This window comes from Gilliamella sp. B3783, assembly GCF_026536125.1.
Lineage (GTDB): Bacteria > Pseudomonadota > Gammaproteobacteria > Enterobacterales > Orbaceae > Gilliamella.
Genome location: NZ_JAFNOU010000011.1, coordinates 1 through 18,950 on the forward strand (window position 1 = coordinate 1; position 18,950 = coordinate 18,950).

Consider the following 18,950-nt stretch of genomic DNA (forward strand, 5'->3'; position numbering starts at 1 on the left):
TTAAAGTTGTTTTACCATGGTCAACGTGGCCGATTGTACCAACGTTAACGTGGGGTTTTGTACGTTCAAATTTTTCTTTAGACATTTATCGTCCCTCAAATGTAATACAAATCGGTGGTGAATCACCACATTAACCAAGTATCATATTTAATATCAATATAATACTAACTTAAAATTAGCTCTGAATGATAACAGATAAAGCCATCGAGTGACAAGCTTTAAAGCAGTCAAATTCGATATTTTTAGAAGTTTAGGAGATTAACAAGAATGGTGCTGATAGGCAGATTTGAACTGCCGACCTCACCCTTACCAAGGGTGCGCTCTACCAACTGAGCTATATCAGCAATTGGAGCGGGCAGCGGGAATCGAACCCGCATCATCAGCTTGGAAGGCTGAGGTAATAGCCATTATACGATGCCCGCATGTTCAAACTCGGCTACCTAAATGCTTCAATTAGCTATTGCTAATATTAGATATGTGGTGGTGGGGGAAGGATTCGAACCTTCGAAGTGTGACACGGCAGATTTACAGTCTGCTCCCTTTGGCCGCTCGGGAACCCCACCCCGAATCTTTATAATTTTGTTTACTTAGGAAAATGGTGCCGGCTGCCGGAATCGAACTGGCGACCTACTGATTACAAGTCAGTTGCTCTACCTACTGAGCTAAGCCGGCCTAAGTGCTGCGCATTATGGACTAGAACATTTAAGCTTGCAAGCAAAAAAATCAAATTTTATTTTGTTTGCTTAAAAAAAAATCAAAAACATAAAAAAAACCTGAAATTTAAGCTATTTCAGGTTTTTATTTAATCAAAAATAATATTTTAAATTATTTCTTCTTAGCGACTTTTTTCTTTGATTCAACTGCTACACCTTTAGCGGCAGTATGCATTGCAACATCCTCGCTGATGTCACCTTTATCTTGATATGGACGTCCATAATAAGTATCAAGTAGAATTTGTTTTAATTCAGCAATTAAAGGATAACGCGGGTTTGCTCCAGTACATTGATCATCAAAGGCATCCACAGCAAGTTGATCAACTTGCGCTAAAAATGCTTTTTCATCTACACCAAATTCTTTAATAGAAAACGGTATATCAAGCTCTATTCTAAGTTGATCTAGCCAAGCGATCAGTTTTTCAACTTTCTTCTCATCTTTATCACTTGCGGATGTTAATCCTAAATGGTCGGCAATTTCTGCATAACGACTTATCGCTTTAGGATAACCGTATTGGCTAAACGTACCTTGTTTAGTTGGTTTATCGGTTGCATTAAATCGCACTACATTACTAATAAGCATTGCATTAGCAAAACCATGAGGAATATGGAAAGCAGCGCCAATTTTATGCGCCATTGAGTGACAAACACCTAAAAATGCTTGAGCAAAAGCGACACCCGCTAATGTTGCCGCACTATGCACTTTTTCACGCGCAACAGGGTTTTTCGCACCATCTTTATAACTTGCAGGTAAATAAGTTTTTAACAAACTTAATGCTTGTAATGCTTGACCATCAGAAAACTCACTTGCCATGATAGACACATAAGCTTCTAAAGCATGAGTTACTGCATCATAACCACCCGCAGCACAAAGTGATTTTGGCATATTCATTACTAAATTAGCATCAACAATTGCCATGTTAGGCGTAATGGCATAATCGGCTAATGGATATTTTTGACCAGTTGCATCATCTGTTACCACGGCAAATGGTGTTACTTCAGAACCGGTACCCGATGTAGTTGCTACACAGATTAATTTAGCTTTTTTACCCATGTTAGGGAAGTGACAAGTACGTTTACGAATATCCATAAAACGCAACGCTAATTCATCAAATTTTGTTTCTGGGTGTTCATAAAGTACCCACATGATTTTAGCCGCATCCATTGGCGAACCACCACCCAAAGCAATAACAGTATCGGGTTGGAAGTCTGTCATTGATTGTGTTCCTTTACGAACAATACTTAAGGTTGGATCAGCTTCAACATCAAAGAAGGTTTCGCAAATTACGCCTTGTGCTTCTAATTGATCAGTAATTTGCTTTGAATAACCGTTATTAAATAAAAATTTATCAGTAACTAAAAAGACGCGTTTTGCTCCTTGCTCAATTATTTCATTTAAAGCAACAGGTAGTGAGCCACGTTTAAAATAGATAGAACTTGGTAATTTATGCCATAACATATTTTCTGCTCTCTTAGCGATGGTTTTCTTGTTAAGTAAGTGTTTCGGTCCAACATTTTCAGATACCGAGTTACCACCCCAAGAACCACAACCCAATGTTAAAGATGGCGCTAAATCAAAGTTATATAAATCACCAATACCACCATGTGCAGCTGGTTGGTTAATTAAGATACGACACGTTTTCATTTTGCTGCCAAAATAAGCAATTCGCTCACGATTACTATCTTGATCAGTATAAAGAACAGAGGTATGACCCATACCACCCATTTCAACTAATTTTTCGGCTTTTTCGACAGCTTCATTAAAATCTTTTGCTTTGAACATAGCCAATGTTGGTGAAAGTTTTTCATGCGCAAAAGGTTCTGACAAATCAACTTTAGTCACTTCACCGACAAGGACTTTTGCACCTGCCGGGGCTTTAAAGCCAGCCATTTCAGCAATCTTGGTTGCTGGTTGACCAACAATGTTAGCATTTAAAGCACCCTTATCATTTAAAATAATGCCTTGAACGGCTTTAGTTTCTTTAGCATTTAAAACATATGCACCATATTGTGTTAATAAACGTTTAACTTCATCGTACACAGAATCAACAACAACAATCGCTTGTTCAGATGCACAGATCATGCCGTTATCAAACGTTTTAGACATAAGTACAGAGGCAACAGCACGTTTTAAATCAGCCGTTTCATCAATAATAACAGGCGTATTACCTGCCCCAACACCTAGTGCTGGTTTACCTGAGCTGTAAGCCGCTTTAACCATACCTGGACCACCGGTTGCCAAAATAGCAGCAACATCATCGTGATGCATTAATGCATTCGATAATTCAATAGAAGGTTCATCAATCCAGCCAATAATATCTTTCGGTGCACCAGCTTTAATTGCAGCATTTAAGACGATTCGAGCAGCTTCAATAGTTGATTTTTTAGCTCTAGGATGTGGAGAAAAAACAATGGCGTTACGAGTTTTTAAGCTGATTAAAGATTTGAAAATTGCGGTAGAAGTAGGGTTGGTTGTTGGAACGATACCACAAATAATACCTAAAGGTTCAGCTAAGGTTATTGTTCCGTATGGTTCATTTTCTGCAACAACACCACATGTTTTATCATGTCGGTATTTATTTAGAATGTACTCAGCAGCAAATAAATTTTTAATGACTTTGTCTTCTACTATTCCCATGCCTGATTCTTCTACAGCTTGTTGGGCTAGTGGGATTCTAGCTGCTGCAGCTGCTGTCGCGGCTGCGACGAAGATTTTGTCGACTTGCTCTTGAGTATAAGTTGAATAAGTTTCCTGTGCTTTTTTAACACGGGCCATTAACTCATTTAACTCATTCATGTTGGTTACTGCCATAGATTTCTCCTTGAAATTAAAAAAATAAATCTGGATCGTTTGGCTTCTTCCTTGAATTTTAAATGCTTCAGCATAACAACTAAACGAAATTGTCGTTATCCTAAATCAGTTTTTTACTTTATACAATAATATTGCACAAAAAATAAATATAGCAGACAAAATGAAAGTGATTAACAGAATAAATAACAACAAATATCGGTTATTTTTTTGATAAAAAACCATTTTTAGACAAAAATGGTCATGAGTTAACAATTAATGTTTAATATTAATAATATAGAGGGGTGTATCGTTATATTTTAGACAATTTATTTAACACATAACTAACTGCAACAAAACCAAAGGTTGCTGTAACGGTTGTAATTGCCCCAAAACCCGATGCACAATCCATTTTTTTCGCGCCGTCGGCATCACTTTTGGTAAAGCAAATTTGACCATTTTTAGCTGGATAAGTGAGTTGTTCGGTTGAGAAAACGCAAGGAATTGAATATTTACCTTTACTGTCTTTATTGAGTTTATAATCGTTTTTTAAGCGTTCGCGTAACTTAGCCGCTAATGGATCTTGAATCGTTTTGGCTAAATCAACGATCCTAATTTGGGTAGGATCTTTTTGACCGCCAGCCCCACCAATCGTGATCACCTTTAACTTCTGCCGTTTACAATATGCCAATACCGCAGCTTTATCACGGACACTATCAATTGCATCAATGATATAATCATAACGTGGTAACTGTTTGCTGCCTAAATAGTCGCTAACATTATCAACATTAATAAAATCATCGATCTCGTTAACAATGCATTCAGGATTGATCTGCAAAATTCTATCAGCCATAACCGCTGTTTTGGCTTTGCCGATAGTTGTTGTTAAGGCATGAATTTGACGATTGGTATTGGTGACACAAACATCATCCATATCAATCAATGTAATTTGACCCACACCACTACGCGCTAGTGATTCAGCTACCCAAGAACCAACCCCACCTATGCCTATCACACAGATATGGGCACGAGCAAAAGAAGCCAATGCAGATTCACCATATAACCGCGCAATTCCGCTAAAACGTTGAAAGTAACTATCAGAAAATGTGTTACGCATAATCACCATTGTTATATCGAAATTTTGCAATACTAGCAGTGCATAACGATTAACGCAACTAACGCTGCTATTCTTGTCATTGATGTTATCAGTATTAGACTGGTAAATTAACTATTTACGTCCTAATTTCAATATCTCTTGTACCATTTGTTTAGTATGGGTTTGCATATATTTTACTAAATGGTCATTTTTTTCATTAAGTAGAATGAGATAAAAACGATTACGAGCCAGATGGGTTGATTCATCATAAGTACTGACAATTAAATAACCTATACCATTTTTTGCATCAGTTCCTACGGCATAATAAACGTTACCTTCTTGAGTGACTTTCGGATCAGATGAACGCATTGCGATTTGCAATTTAAAGAGTTTTTGAGCATCTTGAGCATTGGCAACAATATCATCCATAATGATGAAATAATCTTCATAATAGGTTGCTGATTTAGGATCTTGCATGTACATAATTGCACGCTTATCATTAGGATTACCTGAACCACTATCACGACTTTGATTATATATATAATAGGTTTTATTGTGGAAATCTAATTTTTTGGGTAAATCATAAGTTGGTAATTTTTGATTAATTACCGTTAACATCGGACCATAATTGCTAGGTTGATAATTACTTTCTAAGGTCCCACAACCAAACAATAATATTGATATAAAACTGATTATAACTTTTTTCATTTTGTTTCCTTCATGAGCTAAGTAAAAACACAATAAAATAATAAAATTTTACTACGACTTTACTTACTTGCTGATTTGCTACCCTTTTTTGTTATGGTTTAGAAAATTTGATTAATTCATCTATTAGCTTGGTGGTTTGAATTGGATTTATTGTTTGGTAAAAATCACTATTTTTTGCATCAATATGATACATTAAAGCCTTTATTACAACAAAGCCTTTTGCTTGGTCAAATTGTTGAGTATAGATATAGCGCCCATTTACTTTGGAATCAATACCTTCAATATATTTCACATTTTTGTAAGATTTAATTTCCGGATTTTCATTATCTCGTAGTTTTAATTGCGTTAAAAAAACTGTCATCGCATCTTGTTCATTATTGACAACTTCATACATAATAAAAATCCGAGCATTATCTACATCATTACTATAAAGTACGATCTGACTTTCATTGGATTGCTGTATTTTTTCTGTTTTATCTGTTTTATCTGTTTTTACTTTATTAAAATTCACATTGAAAAAATTTTTTGCTCAGATACTTGAATGGATGGCAATGCTTTATCGGAGCGAAGAATAAAAGTTTTATCTGATTGAGGTGCACTTAATACTTGATTAAATGATATGTTTAATACAAAGCATGCTGTAATAATAATTAAAAATCTTTTCATATACACCATCCTATTTGTTTGTTTAACAACCATACCTTTATGCTGATTATAAACTTTTTGAGTCTGTAAACAATTGATTATTCATTATCACTAAACGAAAGCATTGAACGTAAAATTAGCCGTTTTATTAGTTAACTTTATTTTTATACTTAAATGCATATATTTCCTAAAACTTCTCTACAAGAGTGCCATCATTGTTTTTACCAATTTGAAAATAGAAATCTTTCTCCCTATGATGAGCAATTGAACGGATATTATTTGCCATTTTACACCATTCAATCGGCGCTTTAACCCGGCTAAAAAATAAAAGGTTTAATTACATATTCGATATCGGTATGTGGCATAGCCACAACATAGGTTCAGTCAGTAGTACGGTTGAATATAACGATTCTCGTTGCTTAATAGCGAGTAAAAAGGAGTCTTACCCATAGCTTTCTAGTTTTAAAATAGGAAACGTAAAATCAAAAAATTGATCGGCATTGTCGACGCGTTCATCTAACACAATGAAATTTTCAAAAAATAGTTGGTAGTTAGATTTATCTGCCATCTTATCCTCCATATTGTGAAAGCAAATTGCCAAACGCAGGCTTTACTGGTTACCACCTAAATTAAATCAACTTATTTTTTATATAGTTAATTTTAGAGAAGAAAAAATAAGGCTAATTGATTTGTTACCAAATAGTATCCATGTGATTGCTCGTCATAGGGATAACCATAAAAAAAAGAACAAGAAAATCGCGTTTTAGATTATCAGATGGAAATAATAGACAGAAAGTTATGTGATACCTTGTCTTTTTCGATATACAAGGCATCACAAAATAATCGCTTAGTTTTTGAAGGAGTGAATTGGCGCAGGAATACGGCCGCCACGATTAATAAAATCGCATGAACTATATTTATTAACCGGCATAACGGGAGCATGACCAAGTAAACCACCAAATTCGATATTATCGCCAACCTTTAACCCAACAGCCGGAATAATTCTGACAGCGGTCGTTTTATGGTTGATAACACCAATTGCAGCCTCATCAGCAATGATTGCCGAAATAGTTTCGGCAGGCGTATCGCCCGGAATCGCAATCATATCAAGTCCTACCGAACAAACACACGTCATCGCCTCGAGTTTTTCTAAATTCAGTGCGCCATTATTAACTGCATCTATCATACCAGCATCTTCAGAAACCGGAATAAATGCACCACTTAAACCACCAACATGACCACAAGCCATAACACCGCCTTTTTTAACAGCATCATTAAGCATAGCGAGTGCTGCTGTAGTGCCATGTGTACCAACAACTTCCAGTCCCATTTCTTCTAAGATATGAGCAACAGAATCACCAATAGCCGGTGTTGGCGCTAATGATAAATCAACAATCCCAAATTTTACGCCTAAACGCTCAGAAGCTTCTTTACCAACAAGTTGCCCCATGCGGGTAATTTTAAAAGCGGTTTTTTTAATCGTTTCGGCAACGACATCAAAAGATTGGCCTTTTACTTTTTCCAGTGCGCGTTTAACCACACCTGGGCCACTGACGCCAACATTAATAACACAGTCAGCCTCACCAACGCCATGAAAAGCCCCTGCCATAAATGGGTTATCTTCAACCGCATTAGCAAAAACCACTAATTTTGCACAAGCCATACTGCTATTATTTGCAGTTAAACTAGCTGCTTGTTTGATAATTTGCCCCATCTGCTTAACTGCATCCATATTGATACCAGTTTGAGTTGAGCCCACATTAACCGATGAACATACACGTTCTGTTTGAGCTAATGCTTGCGGAATGGAGTTAATTAAAATTTCATCGCCTTTATGGTAACCTTTTTGCACTAAAGCCGAAAATCCACCAATAAAGTTAACCCCAACAGCTTTAGCTGCCGCATCAAGCGTTTTTGCAAACTCAACATAATCTTTATCGTCACTTGCACCTGCAATTAACGATATAGGTGTAACAGAGATGCGTTTATTGATAATAGGAATACCAAATTCTGAAGTGATCTCATCGCCAACTTTAACTAAATTTTTGGCAAGACGAGTAATTTTTTCAAAGATCTTTTGACGCGCTTTTTCACCATCACTATCAATGCAATCTAGTAGGGAAATACCCATGGTTATTGTGCGGATGTCAAGCTTCTCTTCCTCTATCATTTTAATGGTTTCGAGGATCTGTTTTGTTTCCATTAGTATTATCCTTCAGTAATGAGTATCAAATTTAGATTATAGGCGATGCATAGCATCAAAGATTTCTTCACGTTGAATATTGACTTTAACTTTCAGTTTTTCACCCGATTGAATTAATGCCGTTTTTACCTCATCAAAGCTCACTTTGATTTTAGATAAATCTAACAACATAATCATGGTAAAGTATTCATCCATAATAGTTTGGCTTACATCTAAAATATTAATATCCAATTCATAAAGCTTTTGACTAATACCTGCAATAATCCCTGTTTGATCTTTACCTATAACCGTTAAAATGGTTTTCATAACACTCTCCAGCACAATTTTTACACAGTTAAAAAATATTTATAGCGTTGATTATAATAACATCTTCAAAAATTATCGAAATAGGAGTAGATTGTTTTTTTTAGAAATAATAAAGACGATTACAACAAATTGAAAGGGCTGCATTATGGTAAATTTTCAAAAATCAAATAAATTGGATCATGTTTGTTATGATATTAGAGGACCTATTCTCGATCATGCCAAACGCCTAGAAGAAGAAGGGCAAACGATTCTTAAACTCAATATTGGAAATCCCGCCCCATTTGGTTTTAATGCGCCTGATGAACTCCTTGTTGATGTAATTCGTAATCTACCAACTTCGCAAGGATATTGTGATTCCAAAGGTCTTTACTCAGCCCGTAAAGCAGTTATGCAACATTATCAAGCAAGAGGGGTTTCAAATATTGATGTTGAGGATATCTATATTGGTAATGGTGTATCAGAATTAATCGTACAATCGATGCAAGCCTTACTAAATAGTGGCGATGAAGTGCTAGTACCTATGCCAGATTACCCATTATGGACAGCTGCAATTAGTCTATCTGGCGGAAATGCCATTCACTATTTATGCGATGAAGAGGCCAATTGGTCACCCGATTTAGAAGATATCAAACGAAAAATCACGCCAAAAACAAAAGGGATTGTTATCATCAATCCAAATAATCCAACAGGTGCGGTTTATAGCAAAGAAGTATTACTAGAAATTGCCGAAATTGCCCGTCAAAATAATTTGATTATTTTTGCTGACGAAATTTATGACAAAATTTTATATGATGATGCAGTCCATTATTCTATTGCTGCATTAGCCCCTGATTTATTTGTTGTCACCATGAGCGGCTTATCAAAAACTTACCGTGTTGCAGGCTTTAGACAAGGTTGGATGGCACTTTGTGGCCCTAAACAACATGTAAAAGGCTATATTGAAGGCTTAAATATGCTCGCTTCAATGCGACTATGTGCTAATGTACCATTACAACACGCTATTCAAGGTGCGCTTGGCGGCTACCAAAGTATTAATGAATTTATTGTTCCGGGTGGTCGGCTTTATGACCAGTGCATGTTGGCATGGCGTTTACTTAATGATATACCCGGTGTTTCGTGTACTAAACCACAAGGCGCTTTATACTTATTTCCAAAACTTGATCAACAAAAATTCAATATCCATAATGATCAAAAATTAGTGTTAGACTTTTTATTGCAAGAAAAAGTATTGTTAGTACAAGGAACTGGATTTAACTGGCATAAACCCGATCATGTTAGAATTGTGGCTTTACCTCATACTGGTCAGCTTGAAGATGCTATTGGACGATTTGCTAAATTCTTATCTAGTTATAAACAATAAACAAAATTATCTACTTTAGGATTCTCCCCCCTCTTTTTGCTGCTTGAGAATTAGAGGGGTTAAACAAAAACACTACAATCATATTTAATTAACTTAAAATCGTTTATTAATAAATTTTAATCGACACAAATTATCACTAACTAAATTTATCTATTACGGTTATTAAACCAATTAAACTTATCGTCTCAAATCCCGTTACACCAGTTGTACTGATACTTGCTCAACAAGATTATTTAAGAAATGATGCCAATATTCACTGCCAATTTATGCTAACGCCAATAAATCAGCTTGCCGCGAAGACTAACATTCTAATTGTTTGAATTAGTTGCTAAAAGAACATCTAAAATAGCATGATGATATAGGATAATCACTATCAGCAGATTTTGTTAAAAAAGACGCTAAAGTTGAGTTTTTAACTCAATGTATTATAAAAAAAGCGCTATCAAAAGCGCTTTAATCGAAAAATGAATCAAATTTATTTTTTGATTCCAGCAAGTTTTGCACGAATATTTTCTGCACGATCTTTTGACGATGGGTGTGTACTTAAAATTGAAGAACTATCACCTTGAGCAGCTAATTTATCAAATGCAGTAGCAAGTCCTGCTGGATTAATCTTTCTTTTCACTAAGAAATCGAACGAGTAGTCATCTGCAGCGGTTTCTTGTTTTTGTGAAAATTGTGAATTGATAACTTTTGCAGCTAAATCACCTAATTGTGATTGAGAAATTGATGAAACTACACTGTTTCCTGATGCCGCCGCAGCATCACGAGCAATTTCAGTAGTATAAGCCACTTGCATTGCTTTTTTGCTATGACCTAAAGCAACGTGACCTAATTCATGACCGAGTACACCTTCAACTTCATTATCGTTCATCAAGTCCATCAGACCGCTATATACACGCACACAACCATTTGCCATTGCCCACGCATTAACATCTTTAGTTAAATAAACTTTATAATTAACTGGTGTACCCTCAACATTATTACCAAGCGCTTTAGCAATTTTATTGAGTCGTTTAGTATAAGTACTATTAGCCGGTGCAATTTTTGATTGAGCATCCATTTGAGCACAAGCTTCTTGACTTAATTGCTTAACATCATTATCACTTAAAGTTACCGCTTTAAGACCTTTCATCCCCAAATTAACTGCATCATTTGGGTTGATGTTACAACCGACTAAAGACATTGCTGCAACCAAAGGTAGCGTAACTAATAATGTTTTTTGATGTTTCTTCATACTCTTTTTCCTTTCCTTATATTATTAATAATCAACTTTTATCTAATTTTTAGTTAGATTCCAAAAATTTTAAACTAACTTGCGTAATAATCAATAAATAATTGCTTGTTTTATACTAGAAAAAAGAATTACTTGCTTACCTATATCAGGAAGCTTAGACTATTGGGTCATTTTTTTGAGGTATATAAATATGCAATTATCTGATTTTGACTTCACTCTTCCCAAAGAACTTATAGCCAAGCACCCGTCAGAAACAAGAAGTGCATGCCGTCTGTTATCACTTGATGGTGCAACAGGTCAGATAGAACATGGCGTCTTTTCCGATATTATCGATAAAATCAATCCTGGCGATTTACTGGTTTTTAATAATACTCGAGTAATTCCTGCTCGGGTTTATGGTAAAAAAGCCTCTGGTGGTAAAATTGAGATCTTAATTGAACGATTGTTAGATAATCATCGCGCGCTAGCCCACATAAAAGCATCAAAATCACCTAAAGAAGGCGCTGAATTAATATTAGGCGAAGATGCATCGGTTAATGTAATTATGCTCGCTCGGCACGATAGTTTATTTGAACTACAATTTCCTGATGATGTGCTGGCAATCTTAAATAAAATTGGCCATATCCCATTACCGCCTTATATAGATAGGCCCGATGACAGCCATGATCGTGAAGTTTATCAAACTGTTTACAGTAAAATACCGGGAGCGGTTGCCGCCCCGACTGCCGGATTGCATTTTGATCAACCTTTATTAGAAAAATTAAAACAAAAAGGTATTGAGATGGCTTTTGTAACCTTACATGTTGGTGCCGGCACATTCCAACCCGTCAGAGTAGAAAATATAGAATCACATGTGATGCACGCTGAGTATGCACAAGTCCCGCAATCAGTAGTTGACGCTGTTTTAGCATGCAAAGCAAGAGGCAATAAAGTCATAGCAGTTGGAACAACCTCGGTTAGAGCACTGGAAAGCGCGGCACAAAAAACCGGTAAAATTGCACCATTTTTTAATGACACTCAAATATTTATCTATCCTGGTTATCACTTTAATGTTATCGATAGCTTAATTACTAATTTTCACTTACCTGAATCAACATTAATTATGCTGGTTTCTGCGTTTGCTGGTTATCAAAATACAATGAATGCTTATCAAGAAGCCGTCAAACAACAATATCGTTTTTTTAGTTATGGCGATGCTATGTTCATTACTAAACAAAATCAACAATAACAGTTAGAATTATTTCAATCTTTTACCTATTGCCGATTGAATATCAAAATTAGGCAGGTCTTTTTTAACTAAACAAGTTGTCAAAGTTACTTGCCACTCATCTTATCTAAAATATTATTGATACGCTTTAAAGTTGAAGGATGTGAAGCTGGATCTTTTACAGCATGAATAGGCATTTTAGATAACATACCAACTAAACCAATAGGATCAATGTTTTGGTTAACTAATAAGTCAAAAGCATAATTATCTGCGTCTATTTCATGTTGCTGAGCAACAGCTTCTTTTTGGAAGATAACAATTTCATTCACTTTGTCAGCAAGTTCGATGTAAGAAGCTTGTTGAAACGAACTAACAAAATGTTGTAAAGCAATATGAGCCTGTTCATGAGCAATAACTGCTTGTAATTCAGCATCATTTAATAGTTTTATTAAACCACTATTTATGCGAATACAACCATTGGCTGTGGACCATGCATTTGGCTCAGTATCAAGATAGACTTTATAATTTAATTTAATATGATTAATCGTTTGTGGTAATGTTGAGGCGACTCTATTTAATCGTTGGCTCATTTTATGATAACTAGCAGGAATTACTGCTTTTTCATCCATTTCCATACAAGCAAGCTGGCTCATTGCCATAATATCAGAAGGCGATAACCGACTCGCTACATCAGCAGAAATTAATTTTAAGGTACTTTTATTGTGACTTTGACAACCTACCAAACAAAATAGCAATACATAAACGAGCCAGAATAACGACAAAAAACTTTTCACAAACGTCAAAAACCTTCTAAATATTGTCTAATACGGTCAGCCACGCTAAACTAGGCGCCGAAAAATCATAATACAATGACGTATTATATCAATAATTCGCGCCAAACTGTTTATTTGGTCGCAAGAGGTTAACAAAAAAATGAAATTTGAATTAGATAATACCGACGGCTTAGCGCGTCGTGGACGAATGAAGTTCGATCGCCGTGGCGTTGAATATACAGTTGAAACACCAGCATTTATGCCGGTGGGTACTTATGGTACCGTCAAAGGTATGACTCCCGAAGAAGTCGCTGCAACCGGCGCACAAATCCTATTGGGAAATACTTTCCATTTATGGTTAAGACCGGGACAAGCAATTATGCGTAAACATGGTGATTTACATGATTTTATGCAGTGGCCAGGTCCGATTCTAACCGACTCAGGCGGATTTCAAGTATTTAGCCTTGGTGATATCCGTAAAATTAAAGAAGAAGGTGTCTATTTTCGCAATCCAATTAATGGCGATTCTATTTTTCTTTCGCCAGAAATTTCGATGGAAATCCAATATGATCTTGGTTCAGATATTGTCATGATCTTTGATGAATGTGCCCCTTTTCCAGCAGAGTGGGACTATGTCAAAAAATCGATGGAAATGTCTTTACGCTGGGCAAAACGGAGTCGTCAACGCTTTGATGAACTCGGTAATAAAAATGCCTTGTTTGGTATTGTCCAAGGTGGCATCCATCAAGAATTACGAGACATTTCAATTAAAGGATTAACCGAAATTGGTTTTGATGGGTATGCTGTTGGCGGATTAGCTGTTGGCGAGCCAAAAGCCGACATGCATCGAATTTTAGAAGGGACTTGTCCACAATTACCTGCTGATAAACCTCGCTATTTAATGGGTGTGGGTAAACCAGAAGATTTAGTTGAAGGCGTTCGCCGTGGTATTGATATGTTCGATTGCGTCATGCCAACACGTAATGCCCGTAATGGTCATCTATTTGTGACTGATGGTGTGATAAAAATCCGTAATGCTAAATATAAAGATGACACAACACCACTTGATCCACATTGTGATTGTTACACCTGTAAAAATTACACCAAATCTTATCTTCATCATTTAGATAAATGTGGTGAGATTCTAGGCGCTCGTTTAAATACTATTCACAATTTACGCTATTATCAACGCTTAATGGCAGAGATTCGAGAAGCAGTTGCTAACAAACGTTATGAAGAATTTGTTACCGAATTTTATCAACGTATTGGCAAAACACCAGCACCTTTCTCTATATAATTAAGCAAAGCGCATAATTTTTTAATGTAACTATTGACAGTTTATGGTTAGCAAAGTATTATGCGCATCCTAACGGCGAGTAGCGCAGCTTGGTAGCGCAACTGGTTTGGGACCAGTGGGTCGGAGGTTCGAATCCTCTCTCGCCGACCAATTTTAAATAAAAAAGCCTGCTCATTGAGTGGGCTTTTTTATTATTCGCTTTAGCTTAAAAGATAAGAACCGACGGAGGTTCGAGCCGAGCGCAGCGAGACAACGTTGCTTTAGCAACGGCCCAACGGGCGAGCATAAAATGCGAGTCATCCTCTCTCACTGATCAATTTTTTTATGATCTTCACTTTATAAACTTGCTCTTGATTGAATCACCGGTACTAATGTTGATAAATCAGGTTTTGCACACTCTAGCTGTTTATTTAATCGATTTAACAACATAGCAGCGGTGTATTGACCAATTTGCTTTGATGGTAAAGCCACTGTTGTTAAAGTTGGAAAGCTGACTTGACTAAATTCATTATTACCAAATCCACTTACTGCTAATTGATAAGGCACGCGAATGTGTCGACGTTGGCACTCATACAATACGCCACAAGCTAATTCATCGGTTGTACAAATTAGTGCATCAAGTTCTGGCCAATTAAGTAGCATATCGGGTAATAATTCACTACCAGTAGTAAAGTTAGCCGGTTTAGCCGCATTGATGATGCGATGAGTGGGTAAATGATAAGCTAGCATGGCTTTATGCCAACCATGTAAACGTTGTTGAAATAGTTGATACTGTTGATTCGCACAAAGTAAACCAATATGGCGATAACCTTTTTTTATAACGTGCTCGGTCAATACATACATCGCAAGGCTATCATCTAGGCCAATATGGGCATTGTCTAATTCATCAATTTGTTGTCCTATGTTAACAATTGGTACGGCTTTATTATCAATCACTTGATTAATTAACGCATCATTGTTGATATAAAATAGTACAATCGCTTTAAGATTGTGATTATATAAGGTTTCTAATAATTGTGATTCACGATGGTAGTAATGGCAAGCTTCAATGATTAATGTGGTATAACCCTGTTTGGCTAATTGAATTTGTAAGGTATTAAGTAAAATGTGTGTAGAGTTATCATAGATTTGGTCAGTAACAACTGCAATAACTTGATTATCGGACGCTGATGCTAGCAAGCTAGCTGCCACATTGGGTTTATAACCAAGCGTCTGAACAGATAATTGAATTTTTTGGCGTAGCTTATCAGACACCCTTTCAGGTGTTCGCAGCGCTCGCGATACAGTCATAGCGCCAACACCTGCATGTTTAGCTACATCAAATAAGGTTATTTGTCCTGTACTCCTACGTTTTTTTATATCCTGCATTTCTTATCCCAATTGAATATTATCAAAGCTGTTATTTAACACACGACTCATAACATACTTGTTAACAAAAAAGAGGACATAAGCCCCAATACTATACATAGTAATCTGTCTGAATGATAATTTTATGAGTGTTTAGTTGAAAATGTTATCTAAATCACAAAATCAATAAAATTTTAATTAACTTTGATAGCGCTATCACATTTCTATTATTTTTTAATTTTTATTATTTCCCAATATGTTAGTTTGTAAAAAAATACTTAAGGTATCGATTTTAATGGAGGAAAAATGTTAGATAAATGGTTAACTAACCAGACAGTTAATATTGTCGATTCCGTTGATGATTGGAAAGAAGCAATACAACTTTGTGCTAAGCCATTATTAGAAAGTAATGCCATTTCACCTAGTTATATCCAAGCTATTTTTCAACTACACCAATCCATTGGACCTTACTATGTTTTAGCTCCAGGTATTGCCATGCCACATGCTAGACCAGAGCAAGGGGTGAATCAATTAGGTCTATCTATGCTATTAGTTAAACAAGGCGTTAATTTTAATTCGCAAGAAAATGATCCCGTCTATTTAATTACTTTATTAGCCGCGAGTGATAGTACCAGTCATATTGAAATGTTAACCCAATTAGCCGCGCTATTTGGCGAATCAAAAGATATGCAGAGAATTTTTCAAGCACAACAACGCGATGAAATTTTGGCTGTAGTTAAACACTATTAACTTTAATAAAAAATAAAAGGATAAACAAAATGAAAATTATGGCAGTTTGCGGTTCAGGTCTTGGTAGTAGTTTTATGGTTGAAATGAATATCAAAAAAGTTCTGAAAAAATTAAATGTTGATGCTGAAGTTACCCATGCGGATCTTGCTTCAGCAACCCCAGATCAAGCAGATTTATTTGTCATGACCAAGGATTTAGCGGCAAGCTCTGGCATTCCAGCGGACAAATTAGTTATTTTAAATAATATTATCGATATCAACGATTTAGAAGCAAAACTCGTTGAACATTTCGCTAAACATTAATGATATTATGAGGACTTGCTATGATACAAGAAATAGTAAAGTTTATTGTTGATATTTTAAAAGTACCTTCAATATTAGTTGGACTTATTGCCATGGTTGGGCTTATTGCTCAGCGCAAATCCTTTGCTGACACCGTCAAAGGTACCATTAAGACCATTTTAGGTTTTTTAGTATTAAGTGGTGGGGCAACCGTACTCATTAGTGCTATTACCCCATTAGGCATGATGTTTGAACAAGCGTTTAAATTACAGGGTATTATTCCAAATAATGAAGCTATTGTTTCAATGGCACTTAACGAGTATGGTGCAGCAACAGCGTTAATTATGGCCTTTGGTATGGTTGCCAATATTATCGTTGCGCGTTTTACTCGTTTAAAATTCATCTTCTTGACCGGTCACCATACTTTTTATATGGCTTGCATGATAAGTATTATATTAACGGTAGCGGGGTTTGAGGGATGGCAATTAGTCTTCACCGGATCATTAGTACTTGGCTTAATTATGGCCTTTTTCCCTGCACTCGCACAACCGCAAATGCGTAAAATAACCGGTAATGATGATGTCGCTTTTGGTCACTTTGGTACATTAGGTTACGTTTTAGCGGGTTGGCTTGGAATGGCAGTTGGTAAAGGATCTCGTTCAACCGAAGAGATGAATCTACCTAAAAATCTAAGTTTTTTACGTGACAGTTCGATTTCAATCTCATTAACCATGATGATTATCTATTTAATTCTTGCTATCTTTGCTGGTTCTAGCTATGTTGAAACGACTTTAAGTAAAGGTGATAACTATCTCGTTTATGCCATTATAGAAGCCATTACTTTTGCCGCAGGTGTATTTATCATCCTACAAGGTGTACGCTTAATTCTAGCTGAGATTGTCCCTGCATTTACTGGTTTTTCTGAAAAATTAGTGCCGAATGCTAAACCCGCTTTAGACTGCCCTGTCGTATTTCCTTATGCACCAAATGCAGTATTAATTGGCTTTCTATGTAGTTTTTTAGGTGGATTAGTCGGACTATTTGTACTTGGACAATTAAACTTAGTATTAATTTTACCGGGCGTTGTACCGCATTTCTTCTGTGGGGCAACCTCTGGAGTATTTGGTAATGCAATGGGCGGCCGACGTGGTGCCATGCTTGGTGCATTTGCCAATGGATTATTGGTAACATTCTTACCTGTGATGTTATTACCAGTTTTAGGTTCACTTGGTTTTTCAAATACTACGTTTTCTGATGTTGATTTTTGTGGTGTCGGTATCATCCTCGGTAATATGGCAAAATGGTTTAATAAAGATGTGATAATGGCAATTATTGTAGCTATCTTCGCTTTACTCGTTATTTTCAACTATACGATAAAACCTAAAAATAGCAAAAACGATAAAGCATAACCAATATGCTTTATTTTATTCAAAAGCTATACCAGACTAAACCATAGTCTGGTATTTTTTTATGGGTGCATTATAGACTTACTAATAATTTATCGCTTATAGTTAATCATTATTACCTTACATTCGGCTATGCACAAAGCACCATGATAAGCTTTTTTTACTATCGATAAGCTATATTTGCCTTGAGTGTTTGACGGTTAGAATAATGACACAGACAATATATTTATAAGAAATAAGGAACAAATAATGACTACTAGCCAAGCTGAGAGTATTTTAGTCAATCCCAATATATTACTAAAAACTGCTAATAACAGTTATGCTAAAGATCTATATAATGTCATTGATTTTAATCGAAACTATTTTAGCCAATTCATGGCATGGCCTAAATTTGTGATAAACGAGTTAGATACAGCTCAATTTTTACAAGAGTGCTGGTTAAAACATCAACAAAATCAGAGTAAAACCTATGTCATTATACAAAATGATAGGGCTGTCGGTATATTGTCTTTCAATCAAATCGATGCTAACAATAAAACAGCTTATATTGGATATTGGCTTGATAGTCGAGCTGAAGGAAAAGGTGTTATGACTCAAGCAGTCCAAGCGCTTACCAACTACTATGCATCACAAAAAATTATTAAACGGTTTGTTATTAAATGTGCTGTTAGTAATATAAAAAGCAACGCTGTAGCAAAGCGTTGTGGTTTTAGTTATGAAGGAAGATTAAAACAAGCCGAATACTTAAATGGGATTTATCATGACCAAAATATTTATGGACTGATTTCAACTTATATGTAAAACAACAATGAACATCTGTCAGTAAAACTGAA

At 35.9% G+C, this 18,950-nt stretch carries 18 protein-coding genes, 5 tRNA genes and 1 other RNA gene; 9 read left to right on the forward strand and 15 right to left on the reverse strand.

Translation table 11 applies throughout. From position 1 onward, the window contains the following. From J3U59_RS10740 to J3U59_RS10795, 12 genes are all read right to left on the reverse strand, one after another. Positions 1-85 (reverse strand): GTP-binding protein (locus tag J3U59_RS10740; protein WP_010312103.1); only part of this gene is annotated, 85 nt, incomplete at its 3' end. A gap of 183 nt (positions 86-268) precedes the next feature. Next, positions 269-344, reverse strand: a tRNA-Thr gene (locus tag J3U59_RS10745). Between the two features lie 3 nt (positions 345-347). Beyond that, positions 348-422, reverse strand: a tRNA-Gly gene (locus tag J3U59_RS10750). 56 nt (positions 423-478) lie between these two features. Further along, positions 479-563: transfer RNA gene (locus J3U59_RS10755), tRNA-Tyr, on the reverse strand. A 33-nt stretch (positions 564-596) separates the two neighbouring features. After that, positions 597-672 (reverse strand) — tRNA-Thr (locus J3U59_RS10760). A 153-nt stretch (positions 673-825) separates the two neighbouring features. Then, complete coding sequence (gene adhE, locus J3U59_RS10765) at positions 826-3,525, reverse strand: bifunctional acetaldehyde-CoA/alcohol dehydrogenase (RefSeq protein ID WP_267334327.1); 2,700 nt, start codon at positions 3,523-3,525, stop codon at positions 826-828. 289 nt (positions 3,526-3,814) lie between these two features. After that, the gene (gene tcdA / locus J3U59_RS10770; protein ID WP_267334326.1) at positions 3,815-4,618 is read right to left on the reverse strand and encodes a tRNA cyclic N6-threonylcarbamoyladenosine(37) synthase TcdA; all 804 of its coding nucleotides are present in this window, start codon (positions 4,616-4,618) and stop codon (positions 3,815-3,817) included. Between the two features lie 111 nt (positions 4,619-4,729). Continuing rightward, on the reverse strand, positions 4,730-5,305 hold the full coding sequence (locus tag J3U59_RS10775) for a hypothetical protein (RefSeq protein ID WP_267334325.1): 576 nt from the start codon (positions 5,303-5,305) through the stop codon (positions 4,730-4,732). 91 nt (positions 5,306-5,396) lie between these two features. Next, a complete protein-coding gene (locus J3U59_RS10780) occupies positions 5,397-5,816 on the reverse strand; it encodes a hypothetical protein (protein ID WP_267334324.1) in 420 nt (139 codons plus the stop codon). Between the two features lie 576 nt (positions 5,817-6,392). Beyond that, positions 6,393-6,518, reverse strand: coding sequence for a hypothetical protein (locus tag J3U59_RS10785; protein WP_267334323.1), 126 nt, complete (start codon positions 6,516-6,518; stop codon positions 6,393-6,395). 279 nt (positions 6,519-6,797) lie between these two features. After that, positions 6,798-8,153, reverse strand: coding sequence for a PFL family protein (locus J3U59_RS10790; protein ID WP_065634041.1), 1,356 nt, complete (start codon positions 8,151-8,153; stop codon positions 6,798-6,800). A 36-nt stretch (positions 8,154-8,189) separates the two neighbouring features. Continuing rightward, entirely contained in the window at positions 8,190-8,459 is a 270-nt protein-coding gene (locus J3U59_RS10795; protein ID WP_065634040.1) for an ACT domain-containing protein, read from the reverse strand. A 145-nt stretch (positions 8,460-8,604) separates the two neighbouring features. Here J3U59_RS10795 and J3U59_RS10800 point away from each other — a divergent pair, with 145 nt between their 5' ends. Then, the gene (locus J3U59_RS10800; protein WP_267334322.1) at positions 8,605-9,819 is read left to right on the forward strand and encodes a pyridoxal phosphate-dependent aminotransferase; all 1,215 of its coding nucleotides are present in this window, start codon (positions 8,605-8,607) and stop codon (positions 9,817-9,819) included. Between the two features lie 475 nt (positions 9,820-10,294). Here the strand turns inward: J3U59_RS10800 and J3U59_RS10805 are convergent, their stop codons facing one another. Beyond that, positions 10,295-11,056, reverse strand: a complete 762-nt coding sequence (locus J3U59_RS10805) for a M48 family metallopeptidase (RefSeq protein ID WP_267334321.1) — start codon at positions 11,054-11,056, stop codon at positions 10,295-10,297. Between the two features lie 190 nt (positions 11,057-11,246). On the opposite strand from J3U59_RS10805, the gene queA reads away from it, so the two are divergent. Continuing rightward, positions 11,247-12,284, forward strand: a complete 1,038-nt coding sequence (gene queA / locus J3U59_RS10810) for a tRNA preQ1(34) S-adenosylmethionine ribosyltransferase-isomerase QueA (RefSeq protein ID WP_267334320.1) — start codon at positions 11,247-11,249, stop codon at positions 12,282-12,284. Between the two features lie 86 nt (positions 12,285-12,370). Here queA and J3U59_RS10815 read toward each other — a convergent pair whose 3' ends face one another. After that, the gene (locus tag J3U59_RS10815) at positions 12,371-13,057 is read right to left on the reverse strand and encodes a M48 family metalloprotease (protein WP_267334319.1); all 687 of its coding nucleotides are present in this window, start codon (positions 13,055-13,057) and stop codon (positions 12,371-12,373) included. A 139-nt stretch (positions 13,058-13,196) separates the two neighbouring features. Between J3U59_RS10815 and tgt the strand changes: the two genes are divergently transcribed. The 3 genes from tgt (at position 13,197) to J3U59_RS10830 (ending at position 14,649) form a co-directional block, all read left to right on the forward strand. Beyond that, complete coding sequence (gene tgt, locus J3U59_RS10820) at positions 13,197-14,333, forward strand: tRNA guanosine(34) transglycosylase Tgt (protein ID WP_267334318.1); 1,137 nt, start codon at positions 13,197-13,199, stop codon at positions 14,331-14,333. Positions 14,334-14,406: 73 nt separating this feature from the next. Beyond that, a tRNA-Pro gene (locus J3U59_RS10825) sits at positions 14,407-14,483 on the forward strand. Positions 14,484-14,524: 41 nt separating this feature from the next. Continuing rightward, positions 14,525-14,649, forward strand: a non-coding RNA gene (locus J3U59_RS10830) — RtT sRNA. Positions 14,650-14,669: 20 nt separating this feature from the next. Here the strand turns inward: J3U59_RS10830 and J3U59_RS10835 are convergent. Next, positions 14,670-15,701, reverse strand: coding sequence for a LacI family DNA-binding transcriptional regulator (locus J3U59_RS10835; protein WP_267334317.1), 1,032 nt, complete (start codon positions 15,699-15,701; stop codon positions 14,670-14,672). Positions 15,702-15,986: 285 nt separating this feature from the next. Here J3U59_RS10835 and J3U59_RS10840 point away from each other — a divergent pair, with 285 nt between their 5' ends. From J3U59_RS10840 to rimL, 4 genes are all read left to right on the forward strand, one after another. Continuing rightward, on the forward strand, positions 15,987-16,430 hold the full coding sequence (locus tag J3U59_RS10840; protein WP_267334316.1) for a PTS sugar transporter subunit IIA: 444 nt from the start codon (positions 15,987-15,989) through the stop codon (positions 16,428-16,430). A 29-nt stretch (positions 16,431-16,459) separates the two neighbouring features. After that, complete coding sequence (locus tag J3U59_RS10845) at positions 16,460-16,732, forward strand: PTS sugar transporter subunit IIB (protein ID WP_065634032.1); 273 nt, start codon at positions 16,460-16,462, stop codon at positions 16,730-16,732. Positions 16,733-16,752: 20 nt separating this feature from the next. Beyond that, complete coding sequence (locus J3U59_RS10850; protein WP_267334315.1) at positions 16,753-18,120, forward strand: PTS ascorbate transporter subunit IIC; 1,368 nt, start codon at positions 16,753-16,755, stop codon at positions 18,118-18,120. Between the two features lie 246 nt (positions 18,121-18,366). After that, the gene (gene rimL, locus J3U59_RS10855; RefSeq protein ID WP_267334314.1) at positions 18,367-18,918 is read left to right on the forward strand and encodes a 50S ribosomal protein L7/L12-serine acetyltransferase; all 552 of its coding nucleotides are present in this window, start codon (positions 18,367-18,369) and stop codon (positions 18,916-18,918) included. Positions 18,919-18,950 lie beyond the last annotated feature (32 nt).

What these genes read in the sequence shown, in the direction of transcription:
- adhE (WP_267334327.1), bottom strand. Translation starts at nt 3,525, where the DNA reads ATGGCAGTAACCAACATGAATGAGTTAAATGAGTTAATGGCCCGTGTT.
- tcdA (WP_267334326.1), bottom strand. Translation starts at nt 4,618, where the DNA reads ATGCGTAACACATTTTCTGATAGTTACTTTCAACGTTTTAGCGGAATT.
- J3U59_RS10775 (WP_267334325.1), bottom strand. Translation starts at nt 5,305, where the DNA reads ATGAAAAAAGTTATAATCAGTTTTATATCAATATTATTGTTTGGTTGT.
- J3U59_RS10785 (WP_267334323.1), bottom strand. Translation starts at nt 6,518, where the DNA reads ATGGCAGATAAATCTAACTACCAACTATTTTTTGAAAATTTCATTGTG.
- J3U59_RS10790 (WP_065634041.1), bottom strand. Translation starts at nt 8,153, where the DNA reads ATGGAAACAAAACAGATCCTCGAAACCATTAAAATGATAGAGGAAGAG.
- J3U59_RS10795 (WP_065634040.1), bottom strand. Translation starts at nt 8,459, where the DNA reads ATGAAAACCATTTTAACGGTTATAGGTAAAGATCAAACAGGGATTATT.
- J3U59_RS10800 (WP_267334322.1), top strand. Translation starts at nt 8,605, where the DNA reads ATGGTAAATTTTCAAAAATCAAATAAATTGGATCATGTTTGTTATGAT.
- J3U59_RS10805 (WP_267334321.1), bottom strand. Translation starts at nt 11,056, where the DNA reads ATGAAGAAACATCAAAAAACATTATTAGTTACGCTACCTTTGGTTGCA.
- queA (WP_267334320.1), top strand. Translation starts at nt 11,247, where the DNA reads ATGCAATTATCTGATTTTGACTTCACTCTTCCCAAAGAACTTATAGCC.
- tgt (WP_267334318.1), top strand. Translation starts at nt 13,197, where the DNA reads ATGAAATTTGAATTAGATAATACCGACGGCTTAGCGCGTCGTGGACGA.
- J3U59_RS10835 (WP_267334317.1), bottom strand. Translation starts at nt 15,701, where the DNA reads ATGCAGGATATAAAAAAACGTAGGAGTACAGGACAAATAACCTTATTT.
- J3U59_RS10840 (WP_267334316.1), top strand. Translation starts at nt 15,987, where the DNA reads ATGTTAGATAAATGGTTAACTAACCAGACAGTTAATATTGTCGATTCC.
- J3U59_RS10845 (WP_065634032.1), top strand. Translation starts at nt 16,460, where the DNA reads ATGAAAATTATGGCAGTTTGCGGTTCAGGTCTTGGTAGTAGTTTTATG.
- J3U59_RS10850 (WP_267334315.1), top strand. Translation starts at nt 16,753, where the DNA reads ATGATACAAGAAATAGTAAAGTTTATTGTTGATATTTTAAAAGTACCT.
- rimL (WP_267334314.1), top strand. Translation starts at nt 18,367, where the DNA reads ATGACTACTAGCCAAGCTGAGAGTATTTTAGTCAATCCCAATATATTA.